This window comes from Streptomyces sp. NPDC003456 (assembly GCF_042878735.1).
Taxonomy (GTDB): domain Bacteria; phylum Actinomycetota; class Actinomycetes; order Streptomycetales; family Streptomycetaceae; genus Streptomyces.
In genome coordinates, this window is record NZ_JBIAOK010000004.1 from 190974 (window position 1) to 206254 (window position 15281).

General features: G+C 73.3%; 12 protein-coding genes and 1 riboswitch. Of the genes, 10 read left to right on the forward strand and 2 right to left on the reverse strand.

Annotated elements, in window-relative coordinates; translation table 11 throughout:
- Window positions 1–146: 146 nt before the first annotated feature.
- The 6 genes from ACFYWG_RS17030 (at window position 147) to ACFYWG_RS17055 (ending at window position 8751) form a co-directional block, all read left to right on the forward strand.
- A complete protein-coding gene (locus ACFYWG_RS17030; protein WP_376331742.1) occupies window positions 147–1136 on the forward strand; it encodes a malate dehydrogenase in 990 nt (329 codons plus the stop codon).
- A gap of 327 nt (window positions 1137–1463) precedes the next feature.
- Window positions 1464–2984, forward strand: coding sequence for an aldehyde dehydrogenase family protein (locus ACFYWG_RS17035; protein WP_389201990.1), 1521 nt, complete (start codon window positions 1464–1466; stop codon window positions 2982–2984).
- Between the two features lie 224 nt (window positions 2985–3208).
- A complete protein-coding gene (locus tag ACFYWG_RS17040; RefSeq protein WP_376331746.1) occupies window positions 3209–4741 on the forward strand; it encodes a GMC family oxidoreductase in 1533 nt (510 codons plus the stop codon).
- Window positions 4738–5844 carry a glycine betaine/L-proline ABC transporter ATP-binding protein gene (locus ACFYWG_RS17045; RefSeq protein WP_383502792.1) on the forward strand — a complete coding sequence of 369 codons (1107 nt, stop codon included), beginning with the start codon at window positions 4738–4740 and terminating at the stop codon, window positions 5842–5844. The genes ACFYWG_RS17040 and ACFYWG_RS17045 overlap by 4 nt, the downstream gene beginning before the upstream one ends.
- Window positions 5844–7793 (forward strand): ABC transporter permease, encoded by a 1950-nt coding sequence (locus ACFYWG_RS17050; protein WP_376331749.1) that lies wholly within the window; start codon window positions 5844–5846, stop codon window positions 7791–7793. Before ACFYWG_RS17045 ends, ACFYWG_RS17050 begins: the two co-directional genes overlap by 1 nt.
- Before the next feature lies 1 nt (window position 7794).
- Window positions 7795–8751 (forward strand): ABC transporter substrate-binding protein, encoded by a 957-nt coding sequence (locus ACFYWG_RS17055; protein ID WP_383502788.1) that lies wholly within the window; start codon window positions 7795–7797, stop codon window positions 8749–8751.
- Between the two features lie 108 nt (window positions 8752–8859).
- Here ACFYWG_RS17055 and ACFYWG_RS17060 read toward each other — a convergent pair whose 3' ends face one another.
- Window positions 8860–9366, reverse strand: a complete 507-nt coding sequence (locus ACFYWG_RS17060; protein ID WP_389201994.1) for a carboxymuconolactone decarboxylase family protein — start codon at window positions 9364–9366, stop codon at window positions 8860–8862.
- A 47-nt stretch (window positions 9367–9413) separates the two neighbouring features.
- Here ACFYWG_RS17060 and ACFYWG_RS17065 point away from each other — a divergent pair, with 47 nt between their 5' ends.
- Window positions 9414–10826: a PLP-dependent aminotransferase family protein gene (locus tag ACFYWG_RS17065; RefSeq protein ID WP_385419202.1), complete on the forward strand. Its 1413-nt coding sequence runs from the start codon at window positions 9414–9416 to the stop codon at window positions 10824–10826.
- A 177-nt stretch (window positions 10827–11003) separates the two neighbouring features.
- On the opposite strand, the gene ACFYWG_RS17070 is transcribed toward ACFYWG_RS17065, so the two are convergent.
- Complete coding sequence (locus ACFYWG_RS17070) at window positions 11004–11897, reverse strand: hypothetical protein (RefSeq protein WP_383502830.1); 894 nt, start codon at window positions 11895–11897, stop codon at window positions 11004–11006.
- 126 nt (window positions 11898–12023) lie between these two features.
- On the opposite strand from ACFYWG_RS17070, the gene ACFYWG_RS17075 reads away from it, so the two are divergent.
- From ACFYWG_RS17075 to ACFYWG_RS17085, 3 genes are all read left to right on the forward strand, one after another.
- Window positions 12024–12371, forward strand: coding sequence for a hypothetical protein (locus tag ACFYWG_RS17075; RefSeq protein ID WP_383502779.1), 348 nt, complete (start codon window positions 12024–12026; stop codon window positions 12369–12371).
- 14 nt (window positions 12372–12385) lie between these two features.
- Complete coding sequence (locus tag ACFYWG_RS17080; protein ID WP_383502776.1) at window positions 12386–13567, forward strand: glutathionylspermidine synthase family protein; 1182 nt, start codon at window positions 12386–12388, stop codon at window positions 13565–13567.
- 39 nt (window positions 13568–13606) lie between these two features.
- Window positions 13607–13694: riboswitch (ZMP/ZTP riboswitch) on the forward strand.
- Between the two features lie 31 nt (window positions 13695–13725).
- Window positions 13726–15171, forward strand: coding sequence for a glycine hydroxymethyltransferase (locus ACFYWG_RS17085; RefSeq protein WP_376331760.1), 1446 nt, complete (start codon window positions 13726–13728; stop codon window positions 15169–15171).
- Window positions 15172–15281: the final 110 nt, after the last annotated feature.

Genomic DNA, 15281 nt, shown 5'->3' on the forward strand with positions numbered 1-15281 from the left:
GTGGGCCGGGCCACACCGACCCGGCGGCCCGGGATCCCGGAGGCGCGATAGCCTGACCGCTGGTCGATCTCTTGACGCCAAGAGATCGATCACATGTCCGGGGCAGGGACCCCGCCCCAACCGCCAGCTGTCCTACGGAGAACGCCATGACCCGCACTCCCGTGAACGTCACCGTCACCGGCGCGGCCGGCCAGATCGGTTACGCCCTGCTCTTCCGCATCGCCTCCGGTCAGCTGCTCGGCGCGGACGTGCCGGTGAAGCTGCGCCTCCTCGAGATCACGCCGGCGCTGAAGGCGGCCGAGGGCACGGCCATGGAGCTGGACGACTGCGCGTTCCCGCTCCTGCAGGGCATCGAGATCACCGACGACCCGAACGTCGCCTTCGACGGTGCCAACGTCGGTCTGCTCGTCGGCGCCCGCCCCCGCACCAAGGGCATGGAGCGCGGTGACCTGCTGGAGGCCAACGGCGGCATCTTCAAGCCGCAGGGCCAGGCCATCAACGCCCACGCCGCGGACGACATCAAGGTCCTCGTGGTCGGCAACCCGGCCAACACCAACGCCCTCATCGCCCAGGCCGCCGCGCCGGACGTCCCGGCCGAGCGGTTCACGGCCATGACCCGCCTGGACCACAACCGCGCCCTGACGCAGCTGTCGAAGAAGACGGGCACCCCGGTCTCCGAGATCAGGAAGCTGACGATCTGGGGCAACCACTCCGCCACGCAGTACCCGGACATCTTCCACGCCACGGTCGCCGGCAAGAACGCCGCCGAGGTCGTCAACGACGAGAAGTGGCTGGCCGAGGACTTCATCCCGACCGTCGCCAAGCGCGGTGCCGCCATCATCGAGGCCCGCGGCGCCTCCTCGGCCGCCTCCGCCGCCAACGCCGCCATCGACCACGTGTACTCGTGGGTCAACGGCACCGCCGAGGGCGACTGGGTCTCCATGGGCATCCCGTCGGACGGCTCCTACGGCGTCCCGGAGGGCCTGATCTCCTCCTTCCCCGTCACCTGCAAGGACGGCGCGTACGAGATCGTCCAGGGCCTGGACATCAACGAGTTCTCCCGCGCCCGCATCGACGCCTCCGTCAAGGAGCTCGAGGAGGAGCGCGACGCGGTCCGCGGTCTCGGCCTCATCTGACGCCTCGGCTCCCGCGCGGAGCCGGCCGCTTCCGTGCACGGGCCCCGCACCGGTTCCTCCGGTGCGGGGCCCGCGTGTTTCCGCATCTTTCCGGCCGATCCGCTTTCCGGCCGATCCGCGAGACGTTCGGCACCCGGGCGTGAACCCACGGAGCCGTCTCTGAACTACGCGGCTTTTGTCCTTCCTTGTCCGCATTTCCCGTGAGGCAGCGCACTTTCGGTCACCCAGGCGCATGCAATCGGGGGAGTCGGGCAGGCGACCTCGGTCCCTCAGTGGCACGTGTGTGCCACCGGGGCGCTGATCAGGAACGGAAGGCGAAGAGCGATCATGGCGGAAAGTACCGAACTTCAGGCGCGCGAAACCATCCATGCGGGAGGAGAGTGGCGAGCGGCCCTCTCCGGAGCCACGCGCGAGATCATCGACCCCGCGGACGCCGTGCCCTTCGCCCTCGTCGCGGAGGGGGACGAGAAGGACACCGACCTGGCCGTCGCCGCGGCCCGGCAGGCGTTCGACGAGGGCACATGGCCGCACACCCCCGTCTCCGAGCGCGCCGCGCTGCTGCGCCGCGTCGCCGACCTCCTCGTGCGGGACCGCGAGAAGCTCGGCCGGCTGGAGGCCCAGGACGCGGGCAAGACCGTCGAGGAGGGCCGCGTCGACATCGACTGCGTCGCCGACGCCTTCCGGTACTTCGCCGACCTGGTGGCGGGCGAGTCCCCGGGCCGGGTCGTGGACGCCGGGTCGCCGGACATCCACAGCGTCGTCGTGCACGAGCCGGTCGGCGTCTGCGCGATGATCACGCCCTGGAACTACCCGCTCCTGCAGGCCAGCTGGAAGATCGCCCCCGCGCTCGCCGCGGGCAACACGTTCGTCGTGAAGCCCAGCGAGATCACGCCGATGACCACCGTCGCGCTGATCGACCTGCTCGTCGAGGCCGGACTGCCCGCCGGGGTCGCCAACCTCGTGACCGGGCCCGGCCATTCGGTCGGCGCGCGCCTGTCCGAGCACCCCGACGTCGATCTGGTCTCCTTCACCGGCGGGCTGCTCAGCGGCACCAAGGTCGCCCAGGCGGCCGCGCCCACCGTGAAGAAGGTCGCCCTCGAACTCGGCGGCAAGAACCCCAACGTCGTCTTCGCCGACGCCTGCGCCACCGAGGAGGGCTTCGACACCGCCGTCGACCAAGCCCTCAACGCCGCCTTCATCCACAGCGGCCAGGTCTGCTCGGCCGGCGCCCGCCTCATCGTCGAGGAGTCCGTGCGGGAGCGGTTCGTGGCCGAACTCGCCCGCCGCGCCGGGAGGATCCGCCTCGGCCGCGGCACCGAGGACGGCGTCGAGTGCGGCCCGCTCGTCTCCGAGCAGCAGCGCGCCAAGGTCGAGGCGTACGTCGCCTCCGCCGTCGAGGAGGGCGCGGTGGTGCGCTGCGGCGGCAAGCGCCCCGAACCGTCCCCCGAGCGTCCCGCGAACGGCTACTTCTACGAGCCGACCGTCCTCGACCACTGCCACCGCGAGATGCGCGTCGTGCGCGAGGAGGTCTTCGGACCGGTCCTCACCGTCGAGACCTTCCGCACCGAGGACGAGGCCGTCGCCCTGGCCAACGACACCGAGTACGGCCTCGCGGGCGGCGTCTGGACCGCCGACCCCGGCCGCGCCCGTCGCGTCGCCGGCCGGCTGCGCCACGGCACCGTCTGGATCAACGACTTCCACCCCTATCTGCCGCAGGCGGAGTGGGGCGGCTTCGGCAAGAGCGGCGTCGGCCGCGAACTGGGCCCGGCCGGGCTCGCCGAGTACCGAGAGACCAAGCACGTCTACCAGAACCTCGCACCCAAGCCGGTGCGCTGGTTCGCGGGCTGAGCGGACCGGCGCCCCACCGCGGCGCCCCCGCCGGCCGGCCCGAACGGCCCGACGCCCCGACGGCCCCCGCCCGCACCGCCGGTGCCCCCACGACCGGCAGCACGGCGGACGGCCGCCCCCGAGCGGCCGTCCCCGACGGACAGCCCCTGAAAGACGGCTCCACGGCTCGTCCCCCCGTCCCCCGACGAACCCACTCGTCCCGGCTCTCCTGGAGTACCACCTTCATGTCCGACCACACCCACGCATTCGACTACGTCGTCATAGGCGGCGGAACAGCAGGTTCCGTGATCGCCTCCCGTCTCACCGAGAACCCCGACGTCACCGTCGCCGTCATCGAGGGCGGCCCCAGCGACGTCGGCCGCGAGGACGTCCTGACCCTGCGCCGCTGGATGGGCCTGCTGGGCGGCGAACTGGACTACGACTACCCGACCACCGAACAGCCCCGCGGCAACTCGCACATCCGGCACAGCCGGGCCCGGGTCCTCGGCGGCTGCTCCTCCCACAACACCCTGATCGCCTTCAAGCCGCTGCCCGCCGACTGGGACGAGTGGGAGGCCGCCGGAGCCGAGGGCTGGGGCGCGGTGCAGATGGAGGCGTACTTCGCCCGGCTGCTCAACAACATCGTCCCCGTCGACGAGAAGGACCGGAACGCCATCGCCCGCGACTTCGTCGACGCGGCCCAGGAGGCGCTCGGCGTGCCCCGCGTCGAGGGCTTCAACAAGAAGCCCTTCACCGAGGGCGTCGGCTTCTTCGACCTCGCCTACCACCCCGAGGACAACAAGCGGTCCTCGGCGTCCGTGGCGTACCTGCACCCGGTGATGGACGAGCGGCCCAACCTGACGATCCTGCTGGAGACCTGGGCGTACAAGCTGCAGCTCGACGGCGACCGCGCCGAGGGCGTGCACGTGCGCACCAAGGACGGTGAGGAGATCTTCGTCAAGGCGCGCAACGAGGTCCTGCTCTGCGCCGGCGCCGTCGACTCGCCGCGGCTGCTGATGCACTCCGGCATCGGCCCCAAGGCCGACCTGGACAAGCTCGGCATCCCCGTCACGCACGACCTGCCGGGCGTCGGCGAGAACCTGCTCGACCACCCCGAGTCGGTCATCGTCTGGGAGACGAACGGCCCCATCCCGGAGAACTCCGCGATGGACTCCGACGCGGGCCTGTTCGTCCGGCGCGACCCCGAACTGCCGCACCCGGACCTGATGTTCCACTTCTACCAGATCCCGTTCACGGACAACCCGGAGCGACTGGGCTACCGGCGGCCGGAGTTCGGCGTGTCGATGACCCCGAACATCCCCAAGCCCAGGAGCCGGGGCCGGCTGTACCTCACCAGCGCCGACCCCGAGGTCAAGCCCGCCCTGGACTTCCGCTACTTCACCGACGAGGACGACTACGACGGCCGCACCCTCGTCGACGGCATCCGGATCGCCCGGGAGATAGCCAGGACCGAGCCGCTGGCCGGCTGGCTCAAGCGCGAGGTGGCCCCCGGCCCGGACGTCACCGGCGACGAGGAGCTGAGCGAGTACGCCCGCAAGGTCGCCCACACCGTCTACCACCCCGCCGGCACCTGCCGGATGGGCGCCGCCGACGACCCGCTCGCCGTGGTCGACCCCGAGCTGCGCGTGCGCGGCGTGGAGGGCCTGCGCATCGCGGACGCCTCCGTCTTCCCGACCATGACCACCGTCAACCCGATGATCGGCGTGCTCATGGTCGGGGAGAAGGCCGCCGAGCTGATCGGTGGTGGTTCCCGATGACCGCGACCCTCGAACCCCCCACGGAGCAGACCATGGACACCACGCCCGTCTTCTCGGTGGAGGGCCTGTGGAAGGTGTTCGGCCCCAAGGCCGAGCGCGTCCCCGCCGACCCCGAACTGGCCGCCCTCGACCCGGCCGAGCTGCGCGCGCGCACCGGCTGCACCGCCGCCGTCCGGGACGTCGGGTTCGACGTGCGCAAGGGCGAGGTCTTCGTCGTCATGGGCCTGTCCGGCTCCGGCAAGTCCACCCTGGTGCGCTGCCTGACCCGGCTGATCGAGCCCACGGCCGGCACCATCGCCATCGACGGCGAGGACGTGCGCGCCATGGACCGCTCCCGGCTGCGCGAGCTGCGCCGCCACCGGGCCGCGATGGTCTTCCAGCACTTCGGCCTGCTGCCCCACCGCACGGTCCTCGACAACGTCGCCTACGGCCTGGAGATCCAGGGCGTCGGCAAGGCCGAGCGGCGCGAGCGGGCCGCCGAGGTCGTCGCCAAGGTCGGCCTGGAGGGCATGGAGCACCGCCGCCCCGGCCAGCTGTCCGGCGGCCAGCGGCAGCGCGTGGGCCTGGCCCGCGCCCTCGCCGTCGACCCCGAGGTCCTGCTGTTCGACGAGCCGTTCAGCGCCCTCGACCCGCTGATCCGGCGCGAGATGCAGGAGGAGGTGGTCCGGCTGCACCACGAGGAGGGCCGCACGATGGTCTTCATCACCCACGACCTCCAGGAGGCCCTCAAGCTCGGCGACCGCATCGCGCTGATGCGCGACGGCCGGGTCGTGCAGCTCGGCACCCCCGAGGAGATCGTGGGCGCGCCCGCCGACGACTACGTCCGCGAGTTCGTCCGCGACGTGCCGCGCGAGCAGGTCATGACCGTGCGCACCGCGATGCGCCGCCCCACGGCCGGCCAGGACGGCAGCGGCCCCGCGCTGCGGCCCGAGGCGACGGTCTCCGAGGCGATCGAGGCGGTCGCCCGCGCCGGTGCACCGGCCCGTGTCGTGGACCAGGGCCGCTGCGTCGGCGTGGTCGACTCCGACACGCTCCTCGGTGTCGTCGCCGGCACGGAGCGGCCCGCTCCACCGGGGACGGAGCAGCCCGGGGAGGCGGTGTGATGGCCACGCTCACCGCCAACCCGCCGCGCCCGGGGCTGCCCGGGCTGCTGAAGAACCGGACCGTGCACAAGCTCGTCCTGCTCGCGGTCGCCGCCGCCGTCCTCGTGCCGCTCGCCGACGCCCGCTGGGCGAGCGGCAGCTGGCCGGGCGCACTGACCGTCGACCTGTCCGAGCCGCTCGCCAAGGCCAGCGACTGGATCATCGACAACCGCGACAGCCACCCGCTGTTCCTGTACTTCTTCGGCCACGTCAGCAACGTCGTCGTCATCGCCGTCCGCGCGGTCTACCTCGCCCTCCTCGCCGTCGGCTGGGCGGGGGTCACGGCCCTGGGGGCCCTGGTCGCCTGGCGGGTCGCCGGTGTGCGGCTGGCGCTCGGCACGGCCGTCGCCTTCCTCGCCTGCGGACTGCTCGGCATGTGGGTGCCGACCATGCAGACGCTCGCGCTGATGGTCGTCGCGGTCCTCGCCTCGATCGCGGTGGGCGCGCTGCTCGGGCTCGCCGCCGGGCTGTCCGACCGGATGGAGCGCGTCCTGCGCCCGGTCCTGGACACCATGCAGGTGCTGCCCGCCTTCGCCTACCTGCTGCCCGTCGTCCTCGTCTTCGGCATCGGCGTCCCGGCGGCCGTCCTGGCCACCGTCGTCTACGCCGCCCCGCCCATGGCCCGGCTGACCTCGCTGGGCCTGCGCGGCGCCGACAAGGAGGTGCTGGAGGCCGTCGAGTCGCTCGGCGCCACCGCCCGCCAGCGCCTGCTGACCGCGCGCCTCCCGCTGGCCCGCAAGGAACTCCTCCTCGGCGTCAACCAGACGATCATGATGGCGCTGTCCATGGCCGTCATCGCGGCCGTCATCGGCGCCGGCGGTCTCGGTGACCGCGTCTACCAGGCCCTGGCCTCGGTCGACGTCGGTGCCGCGCTCGCCGCCGGCATCCCGATCGTGCTGCTGGCCGTCGTCCTGGACCGCGTCACCGGCGCGGCGGGGGAGAGGCTCGGCGCCGAACCCGGCCCGCACGGCGGGCGCCGCCGGCTCCACGCCCTCGCCGGTGTCGTCGCCGTGGCGGTCGCCGGGCGGCTCGCGGGCCGCCTCGACTGGCCCGACGCGTGGGTCGTCGGCATCGCCGAGCCCGTCAACCGGGCCGTCGACTGGATGACCGCGCACCTGTACTCCGGCGTCCCCGTCATCGGCGGCACCGCCGACTGGGCGGGCCACTTCACCACCTGGGTCCTGGACCCGATGCGTGACGGCCTGCAATGGCTGCCCTGGTGGGCGGTCCTGCTGGCGGTGGCCGCCCTGGCCTGGGTGATCGGCACCTGGCGCACCGCCCTGACCGCCGTCCTCGCCATGGCCGCCATCGGTGTCCTCGGCGTGTGGAAGCCCTCCCTCGACACCCTCTCGCAGGTCCTCGCGGCCGTCGCCGTCACCCTCGTCGTCGGCTTCGCCGTGGGCATCGCCGCGGCCCGCAGCGACCGCCTGGAGCGGGCCCTGCGCCCCGTGCTGGACGTGTTCCAGACGATGCCGCAGTTCGTGTACCTCATCCCGGTCGTCGCCCTGTTCGGCGTCGGCCGCGCCCCGGCCGTCGCCGCCGCGATCGTCTACGCGCTGCCGGCCGTCGTCCGCATCACCACCCAGGGCCTGCGCCAGGTCGACCCGGCCGCGCTGGAGGCGTCCGGCTCGCTCGGCGCGACCGGCTGGCAGCAGCTGCGGCAGGTGCAGCTTCCGCTGGCCCGGCCGGCGTTGCTGCTCGCCGTCAACCAGGGCCTCGTCCTGGTCCTCGCCGTCGTCGTCATCGGCGGCCTGGTGGGCGGCGGTGCCCTCGGCTACGACGTCGTCTTCGGCCTCGCCCAGGGCGACCTGGCCACCGGTCTGGTGGCGGGCGGCGCGATCGTCTGCCTCGGCCTGATGCTCGACCGGGTGACCCAGCCCACCGAACGCCGCGCGAGGAAGGGAGCCTGACATGCGCGTCCGTACCACTGCCGCGATCGCCGCGGTGAGCTCCCTGGCCCTGCTCACCGGCTGCGGCGCCGCCGACATGACCAAGCAGGCCTCGCCCTTCGCCAACGCGCAGGGCGCGAAGACGGTGACCCTGTCCGTGCAGTCCTGGGTGGGCGCCCAGTCCAACGTGGCCGTCGCCCAGTACCTCCTGGAGCACGAGCTGGGCTACCGCGTCGACACCGTCCAGGTCGACGAGGTGCCCGCCTGGGACGCCCTCAGCCAGGGCCGCGTCGACGCGCTCCTGGAGGACTGGGGCCACCCCGAGCAGGAGCAGCGCTACGTCGAGGACAAGAAGACGATCGCGCCCGGCGGCGAACTCGGCGTCACCGGTCACATCGGCTGGTACGTCCCGACGTACCTCGCCGAGAAGCACCCCGACATCACGAACTGGAAGAACCTGAACAAGTACGCCGACCTCTTCCGCACCCCCGAGAGCGGCGACAAGGGCCAGCTGATGGACGGTTCGCCGTCCTACGTCACCAACGACAAGGCGCTGGTGAAGAACCTGAAGCTGGACTACCAGGTGGTGTTCGCCGGGTCCGAGGCCGCGCAAATCACCCAGATCAAGCAGTTCGCCAAGGAGAAGAAGCCCTTCCTGACGTACTGGTACTCCCCGCAGTGGCTCTTCGAGAAGGTCCCCATGACCGAGGTGAAGCTGCCGCCGTACGAGGAGGGCTGCGACGCCGACCCGGAGAAGGTCGCCTGCGCCTACCCGCACACCCCGCTGCAGAAGTACCTCAACGCGGACTTCGCGAAGAAGGGCGGCGAGGCGGCGGCCTTCCTGAAGAAGTTCAGGTGGACCACGGAGGACCAGAACGAGGTCTCCCTGATGATCGCCGAGCAGAAGCTGTCCCCCGAGGACGCGGCGAAGAAGTGGGTGGACCGCCACGAGTCCACCTGGAGGAAGTGGCTGTCCTGAGCCTGTCCGTGCCGGGAGCCCGGCGGCTGACCCCCGCGGTGCGCGGGCGGTCCGCCGCCGGGGCCCCGGCCCGGAGGCGGACCGGGTGGCCCCTCGTGCGCCGGGGCGCTACGTGTACCGGCCCGGCTGGTAGTGGCCGGGGACCATGCGGCAGGTCACCCCGAACCGGTTCCAGGCGTTGATCACCGTGATCGCGGCGACGACCTGCGCCAGCTCGGCCTCGTCGAAGTGGAGCGCGGCCCGCTCGTAGACCTCGTCCGGCACGAAGCCGTCGGTCAGCACCGTCACGGCCTCCGTCAGCTCCAGCGCCGCGATCTCCTTCGCGGTGTAGAAGTGCCGCGACTCCTCCCACGCGCCGAGCTGCACGATCCGCTCGACAGTCTCACCCGAGGCGAGGGCGTCCTTGGTGTGCATGTCGATGCAGAACGCGCAGTGGTTGATCTGGGAGGCGCGGATCTTCACCAGCTCGTACAGCTTGGGGTCGAGCCCCTTACGGGCGGCGGTCTCCAGCCGGACCATCGCCTTGTAGACCTCGGGCGCGTGCTTGGCCCACTCCAGGCGGGCGGGCCGCTCGGGGGCGTACTCCGCGGGGGCGTCGTCGGTGTGCGTCGTCATGACGTCGACCCTAGGCAGCAAGCAGCCCAGGAGTATGGTCCATTTCCATGGCGGAACCCTGGGCCACTTGGGGCATCGACCTGCACCTGGAGCCGACCGGACCGGGCCTGCGGCGCGGGCTGACCGGCGCCCTGCGCGAGGCCGTGCGCTCCGGCCGGCTCACCCCCGGCACCCGGCTGCCCTCCTCCCGCGCGCTCGCCGCCGACCTGGGCATCGCGCGCAACACGGTCGCCGACGCCTACGCCGACCTGGTCGCCGAAGGCTGGCTCACCGCCCGGCAGGGCTCGGGCACCCGGGTCGCCACGGTGGCGCCCGCCCGGCAGCCCGGGACCGTCCCGCCGGCCGGAACGGCCGTCCACGCCCCCGCCCGTGCGCGGGGCCGCCCCGCCTACGACCTGCGCCCGGGCAGCCCCGACCTCGCGTCCTTCCCGCGGGCGGAGTGGCTCAGGGCCGCGCGCCGCGCCCTCGCGGCGGCCCCGTACCAGGCCCTCGACTACGGAGACCCGCGCGGACGCCCCGAGCTGCGGGCCGCGCTCGCCGGCTACCTCTCCCGGGCCCGGGGCGTGCGCGCCGACCCCGAACGGATCGTGGTGTGCGCCGGGTTCGCGCACGCGCTGCGGCTGCTCGGCACGGTCCTGCGCGCCCGCGGGGCCCGGACGGTGGCGGTGGAGTCGTACGGCCTGGACGTGCACCGCGACCTGCTGGCCGACGCCGGGCTGGCGACCACCCCGCTGCCGTTCGACGCCCTGGGCACCGACCCGGCCGGGCTCCTCGGGGCCGACGCGGTCCTCCTCACCCCGGCCCATCAGTTCCCCATGGGCGTGCCGCTGCACCGCGACCGCCGGGCGGCCGTCCTGGACCGGGCGCGGCGTACCGGCGCGCTGGTCCTGGAGGACGACTACGACGGCGAGTTCCGCTACGACCGGCAGCCGGTCGGCGCGCTCCAGGGCCTCGACCCGGACCGGGTGGCCTACCTCGGCACGGCGAGCAAGTCCCTCGCGCCCGGGCTGCGGCTGGCCTGGGCCGTCCTGCCGCCGGACCTGGCCGGGGAGGTCGCCGCGGCCAAGGGCGGCGTCGACACCTGCGGGGCGCTGGACCAGCTGACCCTGGCCGAGTTCCTCACCTCCGGCGCATACGACCGGCACGTGCGCGCCGCCCGCCTGCGCTACCGGCGCCGCCGGGACGCCCTGGTCGCCGCCGTCGCGGCCCGGGCCCCGCAGGCCCGGGTCACCGGCATCGCCGCCGGCCTGCACGTCCTGCTGCGGCTGCCGCCCGGCAGCGAGCAGTCGGTGGTCCAGGCGGCCAACTGGCGGGGTCTGGCCCTGCACGGCCTCGCCCGCTACCGCAACCCCGCGGCGCGCCTGGAGCCGCCCGACGCCCTGGTCGTCGGCTACGGCACCCCACCCGACCACGCCTGGTCGGGCGCCCTGGACGCCCTCTGCGCGACCCTCCCGGGCTGACACCCCACCCACGCCCCTCCGGGGACAGCACACGGCAGCGGCAATCACACCCTCACCTCAGGGCAGGCCCTGCGGTCGTCATCACCCTGGTCGTCGGCCCCTGCGGTCGTCGTCGCCCTGCGGCGTTCATCGCCCTGCGGTCGTCACCGCCCGGCGGCCGTCATCACCCGCGGCCGTTCACGGTCGTCGTCCCCCCGCGCCCCCGCCGCCGTCCGCCTCCTGCGCGGCCGCGGCCTCCGGCGTTCCCTCCTCCGTCTCCGCCGGCGCCTCCCCGAAGCGGGACAGCGCCAGGGCGCCCGCCACCGCCACCGCGAAGCCGACGATCGCCAGCCAGCCCAGGCCCGGGCGGGTGCGGTCGCCGAGCCAGACCACGCCGATCAGCGCGGGCGCCACCGTCTCGCCGAGCACCAGCCCCGCGGTCGCCGTGGTCACCGAGCCGCGCTGCAGGGCCGAGGTCAGCAGCAGGAACGCGGCACCGCCGCCCAGCAGCAGCGCGTAGAACGCCGGGTTGGTGAACAGCGCCGCGGGCGTCAGGCCGTCGATGAGCCGTACCGCCACCTCCACCACCCCGAAGCCCACCCCCGCCCCCAGGCCGAGCGCCAGGGCGCGTCCCCGCTCCGGGAGCCGCCCGCCCACCGCACCCAGCAGCAGGACCCCGGCCGCCGCCGCGAGCAGCGCCCACTTCAGCCAGCCCGGCCCGGACTCGTCGCCCTCCGCCCCGGACGCCAGTCCCAGCAGCGCCAGCCCGGCGCACACCACGCCCACCGCAGCCCACTCCACCCGGCTCAGGCGCACCTTCAGCAGCCGCGCGGCGACCACCGCCGTCACCGCCAGGCTCGCCGCCAGCGCCGCCCCGACGGCGTAGATCGGCACCGACCGCAGCGCCAGGATCTGCAGCACGAACCCGAGCCCGTCCAGCGCCAGCCCGGCCAGATACCTCCACTGCCGCAGCGCCCGCCACAGCAGCGCCACGTCCCCGCCGGGTCCGCTCGCCGCCGCGGCCCGCGCGGCGACGGCCTGCAGCACCGTCGCCGTACCGAAGCACACCGCCGCACCGAGGGCGCAAAGCATTCCAAAGATCACGAATCGACAGTAGGACAGCAGCCGGAAGGAGGGGGGCATGCGCGCCCGCCCGCGGAGTTCTCTAGTCTGATCGCTCATCAGTGCACGACGGGGAGAGGCACAGGGGGAACGCACATGGCCGAAACACGACGACGCCTGCGCTCCAGCACGGTGGTCCTGGGGGGCATGGGGGTCCTCGCGGCGGCCCTGTCCGCGTGCGGCTCCGACCCCGACCGCCGCTGCGTGGACCGCGACAGCTACGACTACCTCAACGGCTACCGGGTCGTCGCCGACAAGAACTGCCATGCGGGCGCCGGCTCCTCGTCCGGCAAGGGCCGCAAGACGATCGGCACGGTGCAACGCGCCGACTGGTACTACGACGCCGACGTCGCCAACGGCCGGGCCGACGACGGCACCTTCAGCCGCAGCGAGGCCGTCGACCGGGGCGGCTTCGGCTGCTCGGGCGGCAGCGGCGGCGGCTGACGGGCGGCGGGAGGATGGAACGCCGCACGATCACCCCCCGCCCCGACTGGCAGCGGACCGTCGAGGACCAGGGACTGATCTACCCCCTGACGCGCTACCCCGACGGCTCGCTGCGCCCCTACTGGGACGAGAGCGCCTACTACGTCTTCGGCCTGCCGGAGGTCGAGGCCCTGGAAGAGGTCGTCGAGGAGCTGCACCGCATGTGCCTGGCCGCGGCCGGGCACATCGTGGCCGAGAACCGCTTCGCGGACCTGGGCATCACCGACCCCCGGGTGGCCCGCCTGGTCGCCGAGTCCTGGCACCGCCGGGCCGAACTGCCCTCCGTCTACGGCCGGTTCGACCTGCGCTACGACGGCACCGGCCCGGCCAAGCTGCTGGAGTACAACGCCGACACCCCCACCTCGCTGGTCGAGGCCGCGTCCCCGCAGTGGTTCTGGATGGAGGAGCGCTTCCCCGGCGCCGACCAGTGGAACTCCCTGCACGAACGCCTCGTCGAGGCGTGGAAGAAGCAGGCCGCACTCCTCCCCCCGGGCAGCCCCCTGTACTTCGCCCACTCCTCCGCCGACGAACTCGGCGAGGACCTCATGACGGTCGCCTACCTGAAGGAGACCGCAGAGCAGGCGGGCCTGGAGACCGACTGGATCTCCATGGAGGAGATCGGCTGGGACCGCCTCTCCCGCCGGTTCGTCGACCTGCGCCTGCGCTTCATCCGCAGCATCTTCAAGCTCTACCCCTGGGAGTGGCTCACCACGGACCGCTTCGCCGGCCACGTCCTGGACACCCTGGACAACGGCGGCGGCACCGGCTCCACCCTCTGGATCGAGCCCGCCTGGAAGATGCTGCTCAGCAACAAGGCCCTCCTGGCGATCCTCTGGGAGCTGTACCCGGACCACCCGAACCTCCTGCCCGCCCACCTGGACGGCCCCCGGGACCTGACCGCCACCGGCTGGGTCGCCAAGCCGCTGCTGGGCCGCGAGGGCGCGGGCGTCACGATCCACGAGCCCGGCACGCGGCCCGTCCTGCGCGACGAGCCGTGCTGCTACCAGCAGCTGTGCCCGCTGCCCGACTTCGACGGCAACCGCGTCGTCCTGGGCGCCTGGGTGGTGGAGGACGAGTCGGCCGGCCTCGGCATCCGCGAGTCCTCGGGCCTGGTCACGGACGAGTACGCGAGGTTCCTCCCGCACGTGATCCTGTGAAGCGGGCCCGGTGCGGTGCGACGGGGTCCGGTAGGCTGATCGCCGGGCCGTGACTGGCGCGCTGGGATGGGACGAACCATCGGGGAGCGGCCCGAGCAGAACAGAGCCGTGCGCCTGGGCCGTACCGTGAACGCTGAACGCAACGTCCGGAGGTCCCCATGTCAGCAGAGCTCAGCCCCGCTTCCACCGCCTACCGCGCCGCGCTCGACGTGATCCGCGCCGTGGAGCCGCGCGTCGCCGACGCCATCGGCCAGGAGGTCGCCGACCAGCGCGAGATGCTCAAGCTGATCGCCTCCGAGAACTACGCCTCCCCGGCCACGCTCCTGGCGATGGGCAACTGGTTCAGCGACAAGTACGCCGAGGGCACCGTCGGCCGCCGCTTCTACGCCGGCTGCCGCAACGTCGACACCGTCGAGTCCCTCGCCGCCGAGCACGCCAAGGAGCTGTTCGGCGCCCGCCACGCCTACGTCCAGCCGCACTCCGGCATCGACGCCAACCTCGTCGCCTTCTGGGCCGTGCTCGGCGCCCGCGTCGAGGTGCCCTTCCTGGAGAAGACCGGCGCCCGGCAGATCAACGACCTGACCGACGCCGACTGGGCCGAGCTGCGCCAGGCCTTCGGCAACCAGCGGATGCTCGGCATGTCCCTGGACGCCGGCGGCCACCTCACCCACGGCTTCCGCCCGAACATCTCCGGCAAGATGTTCGACCAGCGCTCCTACGGCACCGACCCGGCCACCGGCCTGATCGACTACGAGGCGCTGCGCGCGCAGGCCCGCGCCTTCAAGCCGCTGATCCTCGTCGCCGGCTACTCGGCCTACCCGCGCCTGGTGAACTTCCGGATCATGCGCGAGATCGCCGACGAGGTCGGCGCGACCCTCATGGTCGACATGGCGCACTTCGCGGGCCTGGTCGCGGGCAAGGTCCTCACCGGCGACTTCGACCCGGTGCCGCACGCCCAGATCGTCACGACCACCACCCACAAGTCGCTGCGCGGCCCCCGCGGCGGCATGGTCCTGTGCGACGACTCGCTCAAGGACCAGGTCGACCGCGGCTGCCCGATGGTCCTCGGCGGCCCGCTCCCGCACGTCATGGCCGCCAAGGCCGTGGCCCTCGCGGAGGCCCGCCAGGAGTCCTTCCGCGACTACGCCCGGCGCATCGTCGACAACTCCCGCGCCCTCGCCGAGGGCCTGATGCGCCGCGGCGCCACGCTGGTCACGGGCGGCACGGACAACCACCTGAACCTGATCGACGTCGCCTCCTCCTACGGCCTCACCGGCCGCCAGGCCGAGGCCGCGCTGCTGGAGTCGGGCATCGTCACCAACCGCAACGCGATCCCCGCCGACCCGAACGGCGCCTGGTACACCTCGGGCATCCGCATCGGCACGCCCGCGCTCACCACCCGCGGTCTGGGGGCGGCGGAGATGGACGAGGTCGCGGGCCTGATCGACCGCGTGCTCACCGCCACCGAGGCGGGCACCACCAAGTCGGGCGCCCCCTCCAAGGCGGCCCACGTCCTCGACGCGAAGATCGCCGACGAGATCTCCCGCCGCGCCACCGACCTCGTGGCCGGTTTCCCGCTGTACCCGGAGATCGACCTGGGCTGACGCCCCGCCCCGGTCGCGGGGCTCACCCGGCCGGGTCGATCGGCACCCGGCGCACCTTTCCCGCGGCGGCCCGGCCTCACACCGGGCCGCCGCCGGTGCTCCCGCCGCTG

What these genes read in the sequence shown, in the direction of transcription:
- ACFYWG_RS17030 (WP_376331742.1), top strand. Translation starts at nt 147, where the DNA reads ATGACCCGCACTCCCGTGAACGTCACCGTCACCGGCGCGGCCGGCCAG.
- ACFYWG_RS17035 (WP_389201990.1), top strand. Translation starts at nt 1,464, where the DNA reads ATGGCGGAAAGTACCGAACTTCAGGCGCGCGAAACCATCCATGCGGGA.
- ACFYWG_RS17040 (WP_376331746.1), top strand. Translation starts at nt 3,209, where the DNA reads ATGTCCGACCACACCCACGCATTCGACTACGTCGTCATAGGCGGCGGA.
- ACFYWG_RS17045 (WP_383502792.1), top strand. Translation starts at nt 4,738, where the DNA reads ATGACCGCGACCCTCGAACCCCCCACGGAGCAGACCATGGACACCACG.
- ACFYWG_RS17050 (WP_376331749.1), top strand. Translation starts at nt 5,844, where the DNA reads ATGGCCACGCTCACCGCCAACCCGCCGCGCCCGGGGCTGCCCGGGCTG.
- ACFYWG_RS17055 (WP_383502788.1), top strand. Translation starts at nt 7,795, where the DNA reads ATGCGCGTCCGTACCACTGCCGCGATCGCCGCGGTGAGCTCCCTGGCC.
- ACFYWG_RS17060 (WP_389201994.1), bottom strand. Translation starts at nt 9,366, where the DNA reads ATGACGACGCACACCGACGACGCCCCCGCGGAGTACGCCCCCGAGCGG.
- ACFYWG_RS17065 (WP_385419202.1), top strand. Translation starts at nt 9,414, where the DNA reads ATGGCGGAACCCTGGGCCACTTGGGGCATCGACCTGCACCTGGAGCCG.
- ACFYWG_RS17070 (WP_383502830.1), bottom strand. Translation starts at nt 11,897, where the DNA reads ATGCTTTGCGCCCTCGGTGCGGCGGTGTGCTTCGGTACGGCGACGGTG.
- ACFYWG_RS17075 (WP_383502779.1), top strand. Translation starts at nt 12,024, where the DNA reads ATGGCCGAAACACGACGACGCCTGCGCTCCAGCACGGTGGTCCTGGGG.
- ACFYWG_RS17080 (WP_383502776.1), top strand. Translation starts at nt 12,386, where the DNA reads ATGGAACGCCGCACGATCACCCCCCGCCCCGACTGGCAGCGGACCGTC.
- ACFYWG_RS17085 (WP_376331760.1), top strand. Translation starts at nt 13,726, where the DNA reads ATGTCAGCAGAGCTCAGCCCCGCTTCCACCGCCTACCGCGCCGCGCTC.